Annotated in this window: 21 protein-coding genes, 2 tRNA genes and 1 pseudogene; 6 read left to right on the top strand and 18 right to left on the bottom strand. The window is 69.7% G+C overall.

Annotation, left to right across the window (positions count from 1 at the left end; translation table 11 throughout):
- The 7 genes and pseudogenes from Q0M60_RS03375 to Q0M60_RS03345 form a co-directional block, all read right to left on the bottom strand.
- Positions 1-263 (bottom strand): annotated as a pseudogene (locus Q0M60_RS03375) (acyltransferase); the annotation flags it as partial.
- A 386-nt stretch (positions 264-649) separates the two neighbouring features.
- Positions 650-2,065: an NAD(P)(+) transhydrogenase (Re/Si-specific) subunit beta gene (locus tag Q0M60_RS03370; RefSeq protein ID WP_296815905.1), complete on the bottom strand. Its 1,416-nt coding sequence runs from the start codon at positions 2,063-2,065 to the stop codon at positions 650-652.
- Positions 2,062-2,346 carry a hypothetical protein gene (locus Q0M60_RS03365; protein WP_296815904.1) on the bottom strand — a complete coding sequence of 95 codons (285 nt, stop codon included), beginning with the start codon at positions 2,344-2,346 and terminating at the stop codon, positions 2,062-2,064. Before Q0M60_RS03365 ends, Q0M60_RS03370 begins: the two co-directional genes overlap by 4 nt.
- A complete protein-coding gene (locus Q0M60_RS03360; protein WP_296815906.1) occupies positions 2,343-2,663 on the bottom strand; it encodes a proton-translocating transhydrogenase family protein in 321 nt (106 codons plus the stop codon). Before Q0M60_RS03360 ends, Q0M60_RS03365 begins: the two co-directional genes overlap by 4 nt.
- Positions 2,660-2,857 (bottom strand): hypothetical protein, encoded by a 198-nt coding sequence (locus Q0M60_RS03355; RefSeq protein WP_296815903.1) that lies wholly within the window; start codon positions 2,855-2,857, stop codon positions 2,660-2,662. The genes Q0M60_RS03360 and Q0M60_RS03355 overlap by 4 nt, the downstream gene beginning before the upstream one ends.
- 8 nt (positions 2,858-2,865) lie before the next feature.
- A complete protein-coding gene (locus Q0M60_RS03350) occupies positions 2,866-3,033 on the bottom strand; it encodes a hypothetical protein (protein ID WP_296815902.1) in 168 nt (55 codons plus the stop codon).
- Between the two features lie 83 nt (positions 3,034-3,116).
- Positions 3,117-4,250: a Re/Si-specific NAD(P)(+) transhydrogenase subunit alpha gene (locus Q0M60_RS03345; protein WP_296815901.1), complete on the bottom strand. Its 1,134-nt coding sequence runs from the start codon at positions 4,248-4,250 to the stop codon at positions 3,117-3,119.
- 189 nt (positions 4,251-4,439) lie between these two features.
- Here Q0M60_RS03345 and Q0M60_RS03340 point away from each other — a divergent pair, with 189 nt between their 5' ends.
- Positions 4,440-5,042: a DUF4360 domain-containing protein gene (locus tag Q0M60_RS03340; protein WP_296815899.1), complete on the top strand. Its 603-nt coding sequence runs from the start codon at positions 4,440-4,442 to the stop codon at positions 5,040-5,042.
- A 52-nt stretch (positions 5,043-5,094) separates the two neighbouring features.
- Positions 5,095-5,757 (top strand): DUF4360 domain-containing protein, encoded by a 663-nt coding sequence (locus Q0M60_RS03335; protein WP_296815897.1) that lies wholly within the window; start codon positions 5,095-5,097, stop codon positions 5,755-5,757.
- A 3-nt stretch (positions 5,758-5,760) separates the two neighbouring features.
- On the opposite strand, the gene Q0M60_RS03330 is transcribed toward Q0M60_RS03335, so the two are convergent.
- A complete protein-coding gene (locus Q0M60_RS03330) occupies positions 5,761-6,006 on the bottom strand; it encodes an aa3-type cytochrome c oxidase subunit IV (RefSeq protein ID WP_296815895.1) in 246 nt (81 codons plus the stop codon).
- Between the two features lie 103 nt (positions 6,007-6,109).
- On the bottom strand, positions 6,110-7,075 hold the full coding sequence (locus Q0M60_RS03325) for an SDR family NAD(P)-dependent oxidoreductase (RefSeq protein WP_296815893.1): 966 nt from the start codon (positions 7,073-7,075) through the stop codon (positions 6,110-6,112).
- A gap of 78 nt (positions 7,076-7,153) precedes the next feature.
- Here Q0M60_RS03325 and Q0M60_RS03320 point away from each other — a divergent pair, with 78 nt between their 5' ends.
- Positions 7,154-8,005, top strand: coding sequence for an SDR family oxidoreductase (locus Q0M60_RS03320; RefSeq protein ID WP_296815891.1), 852 nt, complete (start codon positions 7,154-7,156; stop codon positions 8,003-8,005).
- On the opposite strand, the gene Q0M60_RS03315 is transcribed toward Q0M60_RS03320, so the two are convergent.
- Entirely contained in the window at positions 8,002-8,355 is a 354-nt protein-coding gene (locus Q0M60_RS03315) for an Hpt domain-containing protein (RefSeq protein WP_296815889.1), read from the bottom strand. The genes Q0M60_RS03320 and Q0M60_RS03315 overlap by 4 nt on opposite strands.
- A 4-nt stretch (positions 8,356-8,359) precedes the next feature.
- A complete protein-coding gene (locus Q0M60_RS03310) occupies positions 8,360-9,784 on the bottom strand; it encodes an amino acid permease (protein WP_296815887.1) in 1,425 nt (474 codons plus the stop codon).
- Positions 9,785-9,918: 134 nt separating this feature from the next.
- On the opposite strand from Q0M60_RS03310, the gene Q0M60_RS03305 reads away from it, so the two are divergent.
- From Q0M60_RS03305 to Q0M60_RS03295, 3 genes are all read left to right on the top strand, one after another.
- Positions 9,919-9,994 (top strand) — tRNA-Lys (locus tag Q0M60_RS03305).
- A 67-nt stretch (positions 9,995-10,061) separates the two neighbouring features.
- The gene (locus Q0M60_RS03300) at positions 10,062-11,429 is read left to right on the top strand and encodes a DUF6880 family protein (protein ID WP_296815885.1); all 1,368 of its coding nucleotides are present in this window, start codon (positions 10,062-10,064) and stop codon (positions 11,427-11,429) included.
- A 374-nt stretch (positions 11,430-11,803) separates the two neighbouring features.
- Positions 11,804-11,880, top strand: a tRNA-Arg gene (locus Q0M60_RS03295).
- 6 nt (positions 11,881-11,886) lie between these two features.
- Here Q0M60_RS03295 and Q0M60_RS03290 read toward each other — a convergent pair.
- The 7 genes from Q0M60_RS03290 to Q0M60_RS03260 form a co-directional block, all read right to left on the bottom strand.
- A complete protein-coding gene (locus Q0M60_RS03290) occupies positions 11,887-12,216 on the bottom strand; it encodes a hypothetical protein (protein WP_296815883.1) in 330 nt (109 codons plus the stop codon).
- A 60-nt stretch (positions 12,217-12,276) separates the two neighbouring features.
- Positions 12,277-12,447, bottom strand: coding sequence for a hypothetical protein (locus tag Q0M60_RS03285; protein ID WP_296815881.1), 171 nt, complete (start codon positions 12,445-12,447; stop codon positions 12,277-12,279).
- 47 nt (positions 12,448-12,494) lie between these two features.
- Positions 12,495-14,351 (bottom strand): DNA helicase RecQ, encoded by a 1,857-nt coding sequence (gene recQ / locus Q0M60_RS03280; RefSeq protein WP_296815879.1) that lies wholly within the window; start codon positions 14,349-14,351, stop codon positions 12,495-12,497.
- Between the two features lie 76 nt (positions 14,352-14,427).
- Positions 14,428-14,697, bottom strand: coding sequence for an ATP synthase F1 subunit epsilon (locus tag Q0M60_RS03275; RefSeq protein WP_296815877.1), 270 nt, complete (start codon positions 14,695-14,697; stop codon positions 14,428-14,430).
- 10 nt (positions 14,698-14,707) lie between these two features.
- Positions 14,708-15,499, bottom strand: a complete 792-nt coding sequence (locus Q0M60_RS03270; RefSeq protein ID WP_296815875.1) for a metallophosphoesterase — start codon at positions 15,497-15,499, stop codon at positions 14,708-14,710.
- A gap of 196 nt (positions 15,500-15,695) precedes the next feature.
- Positions 15,696-17,222 carry a F0F1 ATP synthase subunit beta gene (gene atpD / locus Q0M60_RS03265; protein WP_296815873.1) on the bottom strand — a complete coding sequence of 509 codons (1,527 nt, stop codon included), beginning with the start codon at positions 17,220-17,222 and terminating at the stop codon, positions 15,696-15,698.
- 34 nt (positions 17,223-17,256) lie between these two features.
- Positions 17,257-18,135, bottom strand: coding sequence for a F0F1 ATP synthase subunit gamma (locus tag Q0M60_RS03260; protein ID WP_296815870.1), 879 nt, complete (start codon positions 18,133-18,135; stop codon positions 17,257-17,259).
- Between the last annotated feature and the right edge of the window lie 15 nt (positions 18,136-18,150).

The raw sequence follows: 18,150 nt of genomic DNA, 5'->3' as shown, positions 1-18,150 counted from the left end.
CAGACCCGCGCCACGCGCTTGATCAGGAAGTCGCGGCCCTGCCGCCCGTCTCCGATCCGCGTTCCATAGGAATGGGCGATCACGAAGCCGGACAGGACGAAGAAATAGTCCACGAACAGATAGCCGTGCATGACTAGCGGCAGGTCCCGCACATGGCTGTCCACCGGCAGGTGAAACAGCACCACGAACAGCGCCAATATGCCCCGCAGGCTGTCGAGCGCGAGGAAGCGGGGCTGGGCGGGAGAGGCTGCAGTAGCGGTCACCGCAGCGCTTTAGCGTTGAGGGTCGCCTTGCGATAGACAGACGGCAGAGCGGACTCCCGAGGAGGAACGTGGTTGCTGGCCCTGAGACCTATTGCCATCGCTACGCTGAGCTTGGTGTCTGCCGGATGCGATAAGCCGGGCGACTGGACACTTTTCGTCTATCCAAGCGGGCAAAGCGGGTTCGCCGTCATCACGCCCGGCTTTGATCGAGATATGTGTCTGCTCGCGGGACGAGAGGCCGTTCAATCCCACTTGTATGTGCCTGGAAGACGCGAAGCGATCGCCGGGGGCGACAGCGGCAATCCGACATTCGAATGCGGCCGCGACTGCCAGATCAGAGGCTCCTCGGGCGTGGCGACTTGCGACGAGACGATCGACGCAGACGACTAAAGCCCCTTCACGATCCCCTCGACCATCTTCTTGGCGTCGGCGAAGAGCATCATGGTGTTGTCGCGGAAGAAGAGCTCGTTCTCGACGCCGGCATAGCCACTGCCCATGCCGCGCTTGATGAAGAGCACCGTGCCGGCCTTCTCCACGTCGAGGATGGGCATGCCGTAGATGGGGCTCTGCGGGTCGGTCTTGGCCGCGGGGTTGGTGACGTCGTTGGCGCCGATGACGAAGGCCACGTCGCAGGAGCTGAACTCGGAGTTGATGTCCTCCAGCTCGAAGACCTCGTCATAGGGGACGTTGGCCTCGGCCAGCAGCACGTTCATGTGCCCGGGCATGCGGCCGGCGACGGGGTGAATGGCGTATTTCACCTCGACGCCTTCCTCCTTCAGCTTGTCGGCCATCTCCCTGAGCGCATGCTGGGCCTGGGCCACCGCCATGCCGTAGCCGGGGACGATGATGACCTTGGAGGCGTTTTTCATGATGAAGGCGGCGTCGTCGGCCGAGCCCTGCTTGACCGGACGCGTCTCGACCGCCCCGCCGGCCGCGCCGGACGTCTCGCCGCCGAAGCCGCCGAGGATCACCGAGATGAAGCTGCGGTTCATCCCCTTGCACATGATGTAGCTGAGGATGGCGCCCGAGCTGCCGACCAGGGCGCCGGTGATGATCAGGGCGATGTTCTCGAGCGTGAAGCCCAGCGCCGCCGCCGCCCAGCCCGAATAGCTGTTCAGCATCGACACCACGACCGGCATGTCGGCCCCGCCGATCGGGATGATCAGGGTCACGCCCAGCACCAGCGCCAGGATGAATACGCCCCAGAAGGCCCAGGTCGCCGTCCCGCCCGAGCCGATCATCACCCCGATCAGCAGCACCAGACCCAGCGCCAGGCCGATGTTGATCAGGTGCCGCATGGGCAGCAGGATCGGCGCGCCGCTCATATTGCCGTTCAGCTTGGCGAAGGCGATCACCGAGCCGGTGAAGGTGATGGCCCCGATGGCGACGCCTAGGCTCAGCTCGATGATAGACAGGGTCTTGATGCCGCCGTCCGGCGTGCCGATGCCGAAGGCGGCCGGCGCATAGACCGCGCCCACCGCCACCAGGCAGGCGGCCAGGCCGACCAGCGAGTGGAAGGCCGCGACCAGCTGCGGCATCTGGGTCATGGCCACCTTGCGCGCGATGACCCCGCCGACCAGGCCGCCGACCAGGATCCCCCCGCCGATCAGGCCCAGCGTCGTCAGGTCCAGAAGGCCCTCGCCCCACAGGACCAGCAGCGTCGTGCCGACCGCCAGGGCCATGCCGATCATGCCGTAGAGGTTGCCCTTTCGGCTCGTCTCCGGGCTCGACAGGCCGCGCAGGCTAAGGATGAACAGGACGCCTGCGACCAGATAGGCGAGGGCGGCGATCGAGGCGGTCATTCAACGTCCCCCGAGGGTTGCGTCCGGCTCAGCCGCCAGATGGCGGCCAGGATGAAGATCGGCGACACGGCGCCCAGCACCCAGTCGAGCGGGCCGCGGTCCGGATTGATGATCACGCGCGTCAGCACCGCCGCGAAGATCAGGGCCATGCCGCAGTCCGACAGCCGCTGCTTGCGGATCGGGTCGCCCTTGCCGAACCAGCTCATCAGGAACAGCGCCAGGCCCACGCCCGTCACGCACCAGGAAACCAGCCCGACCCATGGAAGGACGTCGCCGGTCAACCGGGCTTCGCCTTCTTCTTGTACATGGCCAGCATCCGCTGGGTGACCAGGAAGCCCCCGAAGATGTTCACCCCGGCCAGCGCCGCCGCCACCGCGCCCGCGCCCTTTGAGATCCAGGCGTTCTGGCCTTCGGCTGCGCTCAAGGACGCCGCCGCCGCGATCAGGGCGCCGACGATGATCACCGAGGAGATGGCGTTGGTCACCGCCATCAGCGGCGTGTGCAGGGCGGGCGTAACCGACCAGACCACGTAGTAGCCGACGAAGATCGCCAGCACGAAGATCGCCAGGCGGAAGATGGTGGGATCGACGTCCATCAGAGGCCCTTTCGGTTATGCGACGCGGCGGGGTCGTTCGGCGGCTCGAGGCCCAGGCGGCGGGCGAGGTCCACCGCCGACATGAAGGCGAGGCCGAGCGGGAAGATCAGGAGGTTGTCCGAGTAGCCAGTCCAGAAGCCGACCGCGAAGGCGGCAAGGCCGCCGACGATGGCTAGGAGATGCAGGGGATGGCGCAACGGTTGTTTCACCCACGCCGCTCCAGCCGCTCATGGATGTCCGCGATCAGCAGGCAGATGCCGCCGCCACCCATTCCAACCAGCGCAGGAATCAGGAGTTGCGGCCACCGAACGATGATCTCCCGCGCGACTTCCCATGCCGAGTAGCGCGGCCCAAACCTCAGCTCGTACGCCATGTCCTTCCCGACATCCCATACGCCCATAAGCGGCAGGCCAAGAAGGAGACCCCACCCCGCTATTTGGACAAGTCGCCGAAGGATCACCCCTTCACCCCCTCATGCACCACGGCCCCACCGTGGGTGACCAGGGCCGCCTTGAGGATCTCGTCCTCCAGGTCCGGCGCGACCGCGCCGTCCTTCAGCAGCAGGCCGGCAAAGGCGAACAGGTTGCGGGCGTAGAGCGCGGACGCATCCGCCGCGATCCGGCCCGGCAGGTTGGCCCAGCCGACGATCTGCACGCCGTTCTGGGTGGTCACCACCTCGCCCAGCTTGGCGCCCTCGACGTTGCCGCCGTTCTCGATGGCCAGGTCGACGATGACCGAGCCGGGCTTCATCGAGGCGATGTGGGCGGCGGTGACCAGGCGCGGCGCGGGCCTGCCGGGGATCAGGGCGGTGGTGATGACCACGTCCTGCTTCACGATGTGGCCGGCAGTCAGTTCGGCCTGCTTGGCCTGGTACTCGGCCGACATCGGCTTGGCGTAGCCGGCGGCGGTCTCGGCGGCCTTGAACTCGTCGTCCTCGACGGCGACGAACTTGGCCCCCAGGCTCTCGACCTGCTCCTTGGACGCCGGCCGCACGTCGGTGGCGGTGACGACCGCGCCCAGCCTGCGAGCCGTAGCGATGGCCTGCAGCCCCGCGACGCCCGCGCCCATGACGAAGACCTTGGCGGCGGCGACCGTGCCCGCCGCCGTCATCATCATCGGGAAGCCCTTGGAATAGGCGTAGGCCGCCTCGATCACGGCGCGATAGCCGGCCAGGTTCGCCTGGGACGACAGGGCGTCCATGACCTGGGCGCGGGTGATGCGCGGCACGAACTCCATGGCGAAGGCCGACAGGTTCGCCTTGGCCAGCGCCTGGACCGTGTCCGTCTCGCGATAGGCGTCCAGCAGGGCGACGACCGTCGCGCCGGGCTTCAGCGCGCTGATCTCCTGGGCCGTCGGTCCGCGCACCTTGAACAGGATATCGGCCCCATCCAGCGCGCGACGCAGGTCCGGCGCGATCTCCGCGCCCGCGGCCTGGTACTCGCTGTCGGGATAGGAGGAGCCTGAGCCCGCGCCCGCCTCGACGCGCACCGTGGCCCCCAGGCCGATCAGCTTCCTGGCCGTCTCGGGCGTGATCGCCACGCGCGGATCGTCCGCGCGCCGTTCTCGGGTGGTGGCGATCACGACGGCCAAGGGCGCCTCCGTCCGTTCAGACCAGAGGCGACGTTAGGCGCGTTCGGCAAGGGCCGTAAAGGTCCGCCTTGCGTACGGTTCAGCTTGGTGAACGGCGGCTGACCGACCCCCTCAAAACGCGTTCAGGGCGAAACGGCGAGGCTCCGATCGTCGCCGTCGGGGCGATGCTCGATCAACGGATCACCAACGATGAAAGCCCTCGTTCTCTCCACCGCCGCCGCCGCGATGGCGCTCGCCGCCGGCGCCGCCCACGCCCAGTCCGGCGTCAGCCTCGGCCAGCCCGCCTATGGCGGAACCGGCTGTCCCGCCGGATCGGTCTCGGCCGCCCTCAGCCCGGACAACACCTCGCTCAGCCTGCTGTTCGACCAGTACGTCGTCGAGGCCGGCCAGTCGGTCGGTCGCAGCTTCGACCGCAAGAGCTGCAACATCGCCATCCCCGTGCATGTGCCCCAGGGCTACAGCGTCTCGGTCCTGGAGATCGACTACCGCGGCTACAACATGCTTCCGCGCGGGGCCTCGTCCCAGTTCAACGTCGAATACTTCTTCGCCGGCCGGCGCGGTCCGATGTTCACCCGCACCTTCAACGGGTCGCTGGATTCGGACTTCCTGCTGAACAACACGCTCGTCGCCTCGGCCGTCACCTGGTCGGCCTGTGGTGAAGACGTGATCCTGCGCACCAACTCCTCGATGCGCGTCCAGACCCGCGGCGGCGCGGACGCCATCGCCACCGTCGACTCCCAGGACGTCAACGCGGCGCTCGTCTACCACCTGCAATGGCGCCGGTGCCGCTAGGCCAATGACCAAGGCGGCCGCGCGGCCGATCTCTCAAGAAGGAAACTCCACCATGATCAGATCGGCCGCGCTCGTCGCGCTCATGGCCTCCACCGCGCTCCCCGCCGGAGAGGTCCAGGCCCAGGCCCGGGGTCGCCCGACCCCGCCCGCCGTCGTCCAGAACGCCTGTCCGGAAGGGGCCTATACGGTGGTCCGTTCGCCGGACGGGACCAGCATCAGTGTCCTGTTCCACGACTTCTCCGCCGAGGCCGCGCAAGGCGGCCGGGCCCAGACCGTCCGCACCACCTGCCGGATCGCCATCCCGCTGGCGGCGCCGGAGGGCTATTCGCTGGGCCTGACCACGGTGGATTATCGAGGCTTCGCCAGCCTGGCCCAGCGCCAGTCGGCGGAACTCTCGGTCGACTATGAGGTGGGGCGCGGCAATCGCGCGCCGCGCTTCAACCGCCGGCTCCAGGGCCGCTACAACAGCGACTTCGCCTTCACCGACCGCCTGCCTCCGGGACAGCTGCGCCGGGCAGGCTGCGACAGCGGGGTTCCCCTGCTGGCCATCGACGCGAGCCTGACGCTTCAGACCGGCGGTTCACAGGCGCAGGCCATGGTGGCCCTGGACACGCTGGATCAGGGCGCGGCCGGCGCGCTTCGCTATCGGTTCGATCTGAGGCCGTGCACCCGCCCGGAGCGCCTGAGCCCGGTTGACGAGCTCACCTCGGAATGAGGCTCAGTGGGTCTTCTTGCTACGCAGCAGGAAGATGCCCGCGACCAGCAGGACGAAGGCCACGAAGGCCGCCCCGAAGAAGTCGCCGCGCGGATAGAGCCAGATGGTGAAAAAGGCGATGATCACCGCCGTGGCCAGCGCGCCCCACTTGGTCAGGCCCATGACGAAGGCATAGGTCGAGGTCTGCTCGGAGATGTCCATCTCGCCGCGATGGTAGTCCTGGTCGTTGTGCGAGGCGGGCCCGGCCATGCGGGAGTCTCCTGATAGGGGCGTCGAAAGCGCGCGGACTATAGCGGCGGATCAGCGGGGCTCAAGGGCCGCGTCTCCTCCCCACCGCGTGGGGAGGAGAAGGTCAGCCGTAGAAGCCGCGGTACCATTCGACAAAGCGGGGGATGCCGTCTTCCAGCTTCACCTTCGGATCATAGCCGGTCAGCGCGTTCAGTTTCGCCACGTCCGCATAGGTGGCCGTCACGTCGCCGGGCTGCATGGGGCGGAAGACCTTGATCGCCTCGCGGCCGAGCGCGGCCTCCAGCGTCGAGATCATGTCCATCAGCCCGACGGGCCGGCTGTCGCCGATGTTCAGCACCCGCGGCGCCTGCGGCTCGGCCGGGCAGTCCAGCACGCCGATAATGCCGTCCACGATGTCGTCGACATAGGTGAAGTCGCGCGCCATCCGGCCCTCGCCGAAGACCTCGATCGGCTCTCCGGCGAGGATCTTCTGGGTGAAGCTGAAATAAGCCATGTCCGGCCGGCCCCACGGCCCATAGACGGTGAAGAAGCGCAGGCCCGACTGCGGAATGCCGTAGAGGTTGGCGTAGCTGGCGCTCATCAGCTCGTTGGCCTTCTTTGTCGCGGCGTAGAGCGACACCGGGCTGTCGGTCGGGTCGTCCTCCGAGAAGCCTTGGCCCGCCAACGGGCGGTCACCGTAGACCGAGCTGGACGAGGCGTAGACGAGGTGCTCGGCTTCGGTGCGCCGGGCGGCCTCCAGCACGCTCAAGTGCCCAGCCAGGTTGGCCCGCTCATAGGCGAAGGGGTTCTCGATCGAGTAGCGGACCCCCGCCTGGGCGGCGAGGTGGACGATCCGCTTCGCGCCCGTCTCGCGCACCAGCGCCTCGAAGGCCTCGGCCTCGGCGATATCCATCCGGACCATGCGGAACGCCGGATGACGCTCCAGCCGCTCCGCCCGCGCCGGCTTCAGGGCCGGGTCGTAGTAGGTGTTGAAATTGTCCACGCCGACGACCGTCTCGCCCCGCTCCAGCAGGCGTTCGGCCACGTGCATCCCGATGAAGCCGGCCGCGCCGGTGACGATGACGGTCATGTCGGCTTCCTAGGCCCAGGCCGCGCGGCTGTCGACGCCCGGCTTGCCCGGTTGGGCGACGCTCGCTAGGCCAGGGTCATGCCGACGATGCTGGTGTTTGGGCTGGGGTATCTGGGCGAGGCCGTGGCGCGTCGCCTGCGGGCCGACGGCTGGTCCATCCGCGTCACCGCGCGTGATCCGGAGCGCCGGCAGATGCTCGCCAGCGAAGGCGCGCCGGCCATTGATCCCAACGACGGCGCGGCCATGGCCGCGGCGGTCGCGGAGAGCGACGCCATCCTGGTCACCGCCCCTCCGGGCGCCGAGGGCTGCCCGGGCTTGATCGCGCTCGCGCCGCACCTGAAGGGCTGGCGTGGCCGGTGGATCGGCTATGTCTCCTCCACGGCCGTCTACGGCGACCGGGGCGGAAGCTGGGTCGACGAGGGATCGGCCCTGAACGCCGCCACCATCCCCGGCGCCCGGCGCGTGGCCGCCGAGCGCGGCTGGCTCGACCTCGGTGCGCAGGAAGGTCTGGCTATCCACGTGTTCCGCCTGCCGGCCATCTATGGCCCGGGGCGCTCGGCGGTCGACCGGCTCAGGGAAGGCACGGCGCGACCGGTGCGCAAGCCCGGCCAGGTCTTCAACCGCATCCATGTCGAGGACGCGGCGTCGGGCATCCTCGCGTCGCTCGCCCGGCCGCGGGCCGGCGCGATCTACAACCTGACCGACGACGATCCGGCTTCGGCCGAGTCCGTGCTCGAGGCCGCCGCCGCCCGCATGGGCCTGCCCCTGCCGCCCGAGACGGACCTGTCCGACCCCTCCGTCAGCGAGGCCATGCGCGGCTTCTACCTCGACTCCAAGCGCGTCTCGAACGCCCGCGCCAAGGCCGAACTCGGCTGGCGTCCCGCCTTTCCGACCTGGCGCGAGGGCCTGGAGAGCCTGCTGGCGGACTAGCCCCTGAGGCTTCGCAGCGCCAGCTCGTGACGGAAGGCGGCGACATCAGCCAGCGTGCGGTCAAGCGCGTCGTGGACGGCGCCCAGGCGGGCGGGCAGCAGCTCCTTCTCCGCCGTCTCGGCCGACGCGCAGGCCTGAGCCAGGTCGTGGGCGCCGACGCCGGCGGCCGAACCCTTCAGGGAGTGAACGGCGTCCCGCCAGCCGGCCTCTCGGGCGTCCAGCATGGCCGACCACATCCCCGCCTGCTCCTGGAACAGGCCCAGCACTTCGTCCATCACTCCCACGTCGCCCTGGGTGAAGCGCTCCAGCACCTCGACGTCGAGCGCGCCGGACAGGTCGCGCCGGGCCATGGCTCTACGCCCGTCCTTCCCGGGCCAGCCGCGAGTTCCACGCCGCCCAGGCGAAGTAGATGAGCAGGCCCGCCGCATTCCAGACCAGGAACCACAGCTGGGTCGAGGTCCTGAGACTGAAGAAGAAGATCACGCAGCCGACCACGCAAATCAGGGCCACCAGCGGGGCGAGCGGCGCGCGGAACAGGCGAGCCCGGTTCGGCTCGGTGCGGCGCAGCACCATCAGGCAGACGCCCACCGCCGCGAAGGCCGCCAGCGTCCCGGCGTTGGCCAGCGACGCCAGTTCGTCCAGCCGCATGACGCCTGCCAGGATGCTGACCACGATGGCGGTGAAGACCGTCACCACCACCGGCACGCCGCGGTTGGAGATGCGCGCCAGGCCGGTGGGCAGCAGGCCGTCACGCGCCATGCCCAGGAAGATCCGGCTCTGGCCGAACAGGAAGGCGAGCAGCACCGTCGGAAGCGCGATCACCGCCGAGGCGCCCAGCCACTTGGCCGCCGTGTCCTGGCCGAGGTCGCGCAGGATTAACGCGAGCGGTTCGGTGCTCTCGGCGAAGCTGGCCACCGGCCGCGCTCCGATCGCGACGGCCGCCACCACCATGTAGAGCGCCGTGCAGACCAGCATGGCCCCCACGATGCCGATCGGCAGGTCCCGCTCCGGCCGCTTGGTCTCCTCCGCCGCCGTCGAGATGGCGTCGAAGCCGTAGAAGGCGAAGAAGATGATGGCGGCGGCGGCCATCACCCCCGTCTGCACGAAGGGCGCGCCGAAGCCGTTGGGCATGAAGGGCGTGAAGTTCGCCGCATCGAAGCTGGGCAGGGCCAGCGCGATGAAGCCGACCAGGGCCGCGACCTTGATGACCACCAGGATGGCGTTGATGGTGGCGCTCTCGCGCGTGCCCAGCAGCAGCAGGCCCGTGACCACCGCGATGATCAAGATGGCCGGCAGGTTGACCAGCCCGCCCTCGACGTGCGGCCCGGCCGCAAGCGCCGCGGGAATGCGAAGGGCCTCGAAGGCCGCGCCGTCCAGGCCGTTCCAGAAGCCGACGAAATAGCCGGACCAGCCGACCGCGACCGCCGAGACGACCAGCGAATATTCCAGGATCAGGCTCCAGCCGACGATCCAGGCGATCAGCTCGCCGAGCGCCGCATAGGAATAGGCGTAGGCGCTGCCTGCCGCCGGCATCATGGTCGCCAGTTCGGCATAGGCCAGGGCCGCGCAGGCGCAGACCAGGCCGGCCAGGCCGAAGCTGATCAGCACCGCCGGACCCGCCAGCCCCGCGCCGACCCCGATCAGGGTCAGGATGCCGGTGCCGACGATCGCGCCCACGCCGAGTGCGATGAGGTGCGGCCAGCTCAGCGTGGGCTTGAGCGCCGGGCCTTCCCGATGCGCAATCGTGTCGATCGGTCTGCGCCGGTTCCAGAACGCCATGAAACTCCCCCGTCCCCGGCGAGTCGCCGGCTTTCCTGACCGGCCACTATTGCGCGTCGCGCGCCCTTGCGGAAGCGTGCCTTCATCTGTATGTGGAGCGCCCCCGCCGGACGCCTCTCCGTCCGAAGGGCCGTGGGTGATTAGCTCAGTTGGTAGAGCAGCTGACTCTTAATCAGCGGGTCGTAGGTTCGAGCCCTACATCACCCACCATTTTCTCCTTCCATCGGTGTGCGTCTTCGGCCGGGCCGGCGCCTTCGCGCGCGCTGGGCGCGACCTGATGGCCAAGCGTCCCGCCGCCCCCAAGAAGTCCGTCTCCGCCGCCAACCTGGCCGCGCTCGGCGCCGAGCGCCTGGCCGAGCTGCTGATGGAGGCGGGCGCGGAGTCTCCCGCGTTCAAGCGCCGCCTGCGCATGGAGCTCGCCGCCGAGGTCGGGCCGGGCGACCTGGCGCTCGAGATCGACAAGCGCCTGACCACCATCGCCGCCAGCCGCGCGCGGGTGTCCTGGCGCAAGCGGCCCGCCCTGCTCAGCGAGCTTCAGGCGCTCAGGCGTGTCATCGCGGAGCGTCTGGCCGGGCTCGACGTCCGCCTGGCCTTCGACCGGATCGTCGCTTGGTTCGACCTTTATCCTTCGCTTAGCGTGCGTGTCAGCGACGCCAAGGGCGAGTTGCCGGTCCTGTTCGACGCGGCGACGGCGGACCTCGCTTCGCTCGCTTCGCGCGCCGGGCCGGACATCGCCGCGCCGGTGCTGGTCGAGGCTCTGTCGACGCGGCTGAACCAGTGGGCCTCCTGGGTCGGGCGCGGCGCGGGCGATCTCAGCCCCGAACTGGCCGCGCGGCTGCTCGCCGACCTCACCCGGGGCCGTCCCCGCCCGACCGGCAAGCTCGCCCTGGTCGTCCGCAAGCTCGCGGACCGCAGCGGCGACCTCGACGCCTGGATGCTGTCCATCCCCGACGAGGACCAGCGAAAGCCCGACACGGGCGCCGAGATGGCCCGCCGCCTCGCCGCCGCCGGCCGCGCGGCCGAAGCCCGGATCGCGCTGGAAGCCTCGCGCCCGGTCGCCCCGCCGCCGTCACGCTGGAACCGCCGGGAGCCCGATCCGGAACGGCCGCCCGACGCCTGGCTGGAGGCGGAGGTCGCCGTGCTCGAGGCCGAGGGCCGCGCCGAGGAGGCCGAGGCCGCGCGCTGGGCCATGTTCGAACGCACCCTGTCGGCCGAGGACCTGCGGGTCCTTCTGGCGCGGCTGCCCGACTTCGAGGACGTGGTGGCGCTCGACCGCGCCTTCGACCTGGCGGCGGCGCACCCCGACGCCATGAAGGGGCTCGCCTTCCTGATGGCCTGGCCGGCGCTGCTGCAGGCCGCGGAACTTGTCCAGGCTCGTACCGGAGAGATCCGCGGCGCCCACGACGACGTGCCGCTCTGGGCCTCACGTCTCGCCGGCCGCTATCCGGCCGCGGCCCTGATCCTCCTGCGCCGCCGGGCCCTGGCGCTCGCGGCCCTGGGTTCGGGGGTCACCGACGAGATCCAGGGCCTGATCGCCGAAGCCGAGACCCTCGCGGCCGCCGTGGAGGACCCGGCGCTGGCCGACCACGAAGCCTTCGTCGCGGAGCTGCAGGGGGTCCTGGCGGCCCGTCGCCGGCGCTGGTGAGACGGATTAACGGCGTCCGCCGACCCTGCGGAACGGCGCGGGAACAGAGCATGACCGAATCACTGACTCGCCGATCTTCCGGCTTTGTTCGCCGCAAGATGTTGTATCTGCGTGCCGATTAACCACAATTGCGTCCGCGAGGGATTGGCCTGACACTTCCCGAGAAACGCTGGTTTTCGTGGGCTTCGGGAGGAGCGCCATGGGTCAGGCAACACCGCCGGACGAGCAGGAGCGGTTCCGCGAGGAGCTCCGCCGTTCGCATGCGCTACGCGACGGCATGCTGGTCGGGGCCGCCACCCAGGGCGTCGGCAGCATCCTCAGCGGGATCGCCGCTTGGCTCGGCCGCGCGGGAGGGGCTAAACACCCGCCTTCGCGGCCCCGTAGCTCAGCAGGATAGAGCAGCGGTTTCCTAAACCGGAGGTCGGGTGTTCGAGTCACCCCGGGGTCGCCACTCGCCTCAGGCCTGGCCCTTGACGATCCGCTTGTTGGCGGCGCGCGTCTTGGAGCCCTGCTGCTGCAGCTTCTCGGTCCGATACGGGCGCATGGTGTGGTTGCCGCCCTGCTGGACGTCGGGTTCGCCGAGCGCGTCGCCCTCGTCCATGTAGTCCGGCATCTCGCCGGCGGCCGGCGCCGCGAGGGAGGCATCGCGATGGTCTTCGGCGACATAGCTCGAGGGCTCGGGGCGGACGGCTTCGTTCTGCTCGCGCCCCTTGTCGTTGGGCTGGCCCGAGGAAACGGCGCTGTTCTGGGCGGTCGCCTTTCCGGCGTGGACGTTCTGGTGCGGCATGGGCCTCTCCTTTCGGTCGGTCACAAGGGCAACCGGCTGAACGCGGGTCGGTTCCGGGCGCTAGCGGACGACGTCGGAGGCCTCGGTCGGATCGGGCCCATCGGGGCCGGCGTTGCGTGGTCCCTTGTCACCGGTCTTCTCGACCTCGGAGTTCGACGACACGCCCTTCTTCTCGCCCAGCGGCTCGGCGGCGTTTTCCTTGCGGCCTTCGGTCTGCAGCTTGTCGGTCATGGCGGCCTCCTGTCCGGAGACAACCGCCCCGCGGCGCGGCCGTTCCGTCAGTCTCCCGACAGCGCTTCCAGCACGCCCGGGCCGTAGCGTTGCAGCTTGGCCTGGCCGACGCCGGGAATGCGCGCCAGTTGGTCGAGCGTCGTGGGCCGCCGGCTCGCGATCTCCAGCAGGGTCCGGTCCTGGAAGATGACATAGGGCGGCGCCTTCTGCTCGGCGGCGCGGTCCCGGCGCCAGGCGCGCAGCCGCTCGAACCGTTCGCGCAGCTCGGGCGACAGGGCTTCGGCCGGCGCCGACCGGCCCCGCCGGCGCGGATTGCCTGAGCGGGTCGACGGATCGAGGCCCTCCGGCGCCCGCCGGGTGCGGACGGCCTGTTCGCCGCGATAGACGGCGCGAACCCCATCGGGGTCGCCGAGCTGCAGGATCGGCTTGCCGTCGTTCGGCGCCTCGACCAGCAGGCCCTGAAACAGCAGTTGGTCGATCACGTCGCGCCAGCCGCGCGGCGAGGTGTCAGAACCCACGCCCCAGGTCGACAGCGCCGTCTCCCAGGCCTGCGGCTCCTTGGTGCGGCCGGTCAGGTGGTCGATCACCCGTCCGCGTCCGAAGCGGCCGCCCAGGCGCTGCACGGCCGCGAGCGCCTTCTGGGCCTGGACACTGGCGTCCACGAGTTCCGGCGGATCGCCGCAGATGTCGCAGACACCGCAAGGGTCCGCGTCCGTCTCGCCGAAATAGCGCCGCACGGCCTGGGCCCGGCAGGTGACCCCGTCCAGCATGGCGTAGAGTTGGCGGGCCTTTCGGACCTGCACCGCCTTGACCTCGTCGGGCATGGGCCGGCCGTCGAGCCTCCGCAGCGTCCAGGCGATGTCCGAGGCGCCATACAGGGTGATCCCCTCGGCCGGGTCGCCGTCGCGGCCTGCGCGGCCGACCTCCTGCCAGTAGGCCTCGATCGAGCCCGGCGGATCGGCGTGGATGACGAAGCGGACGTCCGCCTTGTCGACGCCCATGCCGAACGCGATGGTCGCCACCATCACCGCCCCGTCCTCGGCCAGGAAGCTGCTGAGCCGCCGGTCGCGGTCCTCGGCGCCCATGCCGGCGTGATAGGCGATGGCGTTGACGCCGGCGGCCGTCAGCGCCTCGGTCAGCCGGTCGCAGGTCTCGCGCGCCCCGCAATAGACGACGCCGGACAGGCCCCGCCTGCGCGCCACCAGCTCCAGCACCTGCGCCTCGGTGCGGGCGCGGGTCGAGGCCTCCTTGCGCACCGCCGACAGCTGCAGGTTCGGCCGCGCGAAGGTGTCGACGAAGACCTGGGCGTGCTCGAGCCTGAGCGAGCGGGCGATGTCCTCGCGCGTCCGGGCGTCGGCGGTGGCGGTCACGGCGATCCGCGGCACGCCGGGGAACAGCTCGGCCAGCCGTCCGAGCGAGCGATAGTCCGGCCGGAAGTCGTGGCCCCACTGTGAGACGCAGTGCGCCTCGTCGATGGCGATCAGGCTGAGGCTCAGCCCCGCCAGCCGCTCGATCATGTGCGGCTGAGCCAGGCCTTCCGGCGAGACATAGAGCAGGTCCAGGTCTCCCGCTTTGGCCGCCCGCCAGATCTCGGCCCGGGCCTCGGGCGCCACGCCGGAATCCAGCCGGGCCGCGGCCACGCCCTGCTGGCGCAGCGCCTCTACCTGGTCGGCCATGAGCGCGATCAGCGGCGACACCACCAGTCCCAGCCCGGGCCGCAGGATCGCCGGGACCTGGTAGCAGACGCTCTTGCCCCCGCCTGTCGGCAGCACTGCCAGCACGTCCCGCCCGGCCAGCACCGCCTCCACGATCGGCGCCTGCAGCCCCCGGAAATCTTCATGCCCCCACACCTCGCGCAGCAGGGCGCGCGCGTCGGAGAGGGCTGAAGCTGTTCGGAGAGCCACGGCGGTCACCGCCGCCTTGTGCCTGATTTGTTCTCAGGAGTCAGCAGGCTTCCCGAGGTAGCCGGCCGGGAGCGGCTCAGGCCGCGCCGGCTTCCGAGGCTTCTTCGGCGAGGATGGTCAGGCCTTGCGGAGTCACGTCGGCGAAGCCGCCCTTGACCGAGAAGACGCGGCGGTTCGCGCCGATGTGGACGGTGATCGCGCCTTCGCGCAGCGCCGTCATGAAGGGCGCGTGGTTCGGCAGGACGCCGAAGTCGCCCTCGACGCCGGGGGCGTCGACCTGATCGACCTGGCCGGAGAAGACCTCGCGCTCGGGCGCGACCAGAGAGAAGTTGAGTTTGTCAGCCATGGCGCGCTTCCTAGTGGGGGGCGACGCCTGAGGCAAGCGTCGGGGATCGCAGGGTCAGGATGACGATCTCCGGCGGCGCCCTGAAGCGCACAGGGAGGATCGAGACGCCGACGCCGCCCGTGACGAATATCTGCCGCCCACCCTCCTGATACAGGCCGCACTGCCATCTCGCCGATCCCGCAGATGCATGGATCAGGCGGCCGAGGACCGGTAGATTCACCTGGCCGCAGTGGGTGTGTCCGGCCAGGGTGAGCGCGACGCGGGACGGAACCTCGTCGAAGGGGTCTGGCCAGTGGGTCAGCAGTAGCGCCGGGGCGTCTTGGGGAACGTCGGCGAGGGCGGCGTCGACCGAGGCAGTGTGCCGTCGGGAGTAGAGATCGGCCAGGCCGGCGATCCAAAAGGACCCGTCAGCACGCTCGATCACGGTCGCCCGGTTCTCCAGGACCACCACGTTTGCGCGCTCTAGGGCGTCGGCCGTCGAGAGTTCGTCAAACCAGGAATCGTGGTTGCCCTGCACGCCGAAGACACCGTACCGCGCGGACAGCTGACCGAAGGCTGTGAGGCCCGCGAGAATTTGATCGCGTTCCGCGGCCGAGCGGACGTGCGACGGCAAATGGCCGCCCACATAGTCGCCGAGCAGCACGACGACGTCGGGGCGTTCGGCGTTCATCTGTTCGACCACGCGCCGAACGCGGCGGGCGTCGACATGGGGCGACGTGACGTGGGTGTCCGAGATGAGGCCGATCCGCAGTGGCGGACCGCGCCACCGATCACTTTCGACGACGACATGGCGAACCGTCAAGGTGGCTGGTTCCGCCAGAAAGGCCCAAACCCCGAGGACCCACGCCGCGGCCGACAGGCCGACCAGCGTCCAGGCAAGGAAACGGCGCCTTCCGCGAAGAAGGCGCCGCACCAGAACCGTTGCGATCAGTGGGCCGGCTACGGCGCCGACCCAGGCAAGGCCGATGATGACATCTGGCCCGCTCATGTCTCCGAGATCAGGCCTCGGCCGCCATCTTCTCGGCCTTGGCCACAACTTCGTCGAAGCCGCCGACCATGTAGAAGGCCGCTTCCGGATACTGGTCGCCCTCGCCGTCGCAGATGCGGCGGAAGGAGGCGATGGTCTCTTCCAGCGAGACGAACTTGCCCGGCGAGTTGGTGAACTGCTCGGCCACGAAGAACGGCTGCGACAGGAAGCGCTGGATCTTGCGGGCACGGGCGACGACCAGCTTGTCGTCTTCCGACAGCTCGTCCATGCCCAGGATGGCGATGATGTCCTTGAGCGCGCGGTACTGCTGCAGGATTTCCTGCACGCGGCGGGCGACGGCGTAGTGCTCCTCGCCGATGACCAGCGGGTCCATGATCCGCGAGGTCGAGTCCAGCGGGTCCACGGCCGGGAAGATGGCCTGAGCGGCGATGTCGCGCGAGAGAACGGTCGTGGCGTCCAGGTGGGCGAAGGAGGTGGCCGGGGCCGGGTCGGTCAGGTCGTCGGCGGGCACGTAGATGGCCTGGACCGAGGTGATCGAGCCCTTCTTGGTCGAGGTGATGCGCTCCTGCAGATTGCCCATCTCGGTGGCCAGGGTGGGCTGATAGCCCACGGCCGAGGGGATGCGGCCCAGCAGAGCCGACACTTCCGAGCCGGCCTGGGTGAAGCGGAAGATGTTGTCGATGAAGAGCAGCACGTCCTTGCCCTCTTCGTCGCGGAAGTACTCGGCCTGGGCCAGGCCGGTCAGGGCGACGCGGGCGCGGGCGCCCGGGGGCTCGTTCATCTGGCCGTAGACGAGAGCGCAACGGCTGCCTTCGCCGCCGCCGGCCACGTTCACGCCGGACTCGATCATCTCGTGATAGAGGTCGTTGCCCTCGCGGGTGCGCTCACCGACGCCGGCCAGCACAGAGTAGCCGCCGTAGGCCTTGGCGATGTTGTTGATGAGCTCCTGCATCGTCACGGTCTTGCCGACGCCGGCGCCGCCGAACAGGCCGATCTTGCCGCCCTTGGTGTAGGGGCACAGCAGGTCGATGACCTTGATGCCGGTGACCAGGATCTCGGCCGAGGTCGACTGCTCCTCGAAGGACGGGGCCTCGCGGTGGATCGGGCGGCGCATGTCGGTCTTCAGCGGACCGCCTTCGTCGATCGGGTCGCCGACGACGTTCATGATGCGGCCGAGCGTGCCCGGGCCGACCGGGGCCAGGATGGCCTCGCCCGTGTCGGTCACGGGCTGGCCGCGCGTGAGGCCCTCGGTGGTGTCCATGGCGATGGTGCGCACGATGTTCTCGCCGAGGTGCTGGGCGACCTCGAGCACGAGGCGGAAGGGCTGGCCGGTCCGCTGGTCGACGTTCTGGGTTTCCAGGGCGTTCAGGATGGCCGGAAGCTGGCCGTCGAACTCGACGTCCACGACGGCGCCGATGACCTGCGAGATGCGGCCGGTCGCCGTTCCTTGCGTCGCGGCGGGAGCGGCCGCGGCCTTCTTCGGCGCCGCGGGCTTGCGGGCGGGCTTCTTGGGCGTGGCGGCGAGGGTGTCGGTCATGGGGTCTGTCCGTTCGAACAAATCGTGAGAGGCGTCAGAGGGCTTCGGCGCCGGAGATGATCTCGATCAGCTCCTTGGTGATCTGGGCCTGGCGCTGACGGTTGTACTGGAGGGTGAGGCCCGCGATCATGTCGCCGGCGTTGCGGGTGGCGGAGTCCATGGCGCCCATCTGGGCCCCGAAGAAGCCGGCCTGGTTCTCGTAGAGGGCCGCCAGCACCTGGACCGCGATGTTGCGCGGCAGGAGCGTCTCGAGGATGGCCTCTTCAGAGGGCTCGTACTCATAGGCGGCGCCGCCGAGGTCCGCGGCGGCTTCGCCCGCCTCAACCACGGCCGGGATCAGCTGCTTGGCGGTCGGCACCTGCGAGATGACCGAGCGGAAGCGGCTGTAGAACAGGGTGACGACGTCGGCGTTACCGGCCTCGAACTCGGCCAGGATGCGGTCGGCCACCGGCTGGGCGGCGGCGAGCGACAGCACCTTGTGGTCGGACAGCTCGAAGCTGTCGATCATGCGGTCGCCGTACTGGCGGCGCAGCTGGTCGCGGGCCTTACGGCCCACGGCGATGATCGAGACGTCCTTGCCGGCGGCCAGCAGGGCGGAGATCCGCTCCCGCGCGGCGCGCACGATCGAGGAGTTGAAGCCGCCGGCCAAGCCCTTGTCCGCCGTGGCGACGACGATCAGGTGCTTCTGGTCCGAACAGGTGCCGGCCAGCAGGCGCGGCGCGCCGTCGCCGGAGACGCCGCGCGCCAGGTTGGCGATGACGGCGGCCATCCGGGCGGCGTAGGGGCGGGCCGACTCGGCCTGCTCCTGCGCGCGCTTCAGCTTGGCGGCGGCGACCATCTGCATGGCCTTCGTGATCTTCTGCGTGGCTTTCACGCTTCCGATCCGATTCCGCATTTCCTTGAGGCTGGCCATGACGGCTTGGGTCTC

Origin of the sequence: Brevundimonas sp., assembly GCF_024711105.1 — a bacterium.
GTDB lineage: Bacteria > Pseudomonadota > Alphaproteobacteria > Caulobacterales > Caulobacteraceae > Brevundimonas.
Note: the sequence above shows the minus strand (reverse complement) of the source record. Positions and strands in the feature narration are given on the sequence as shown.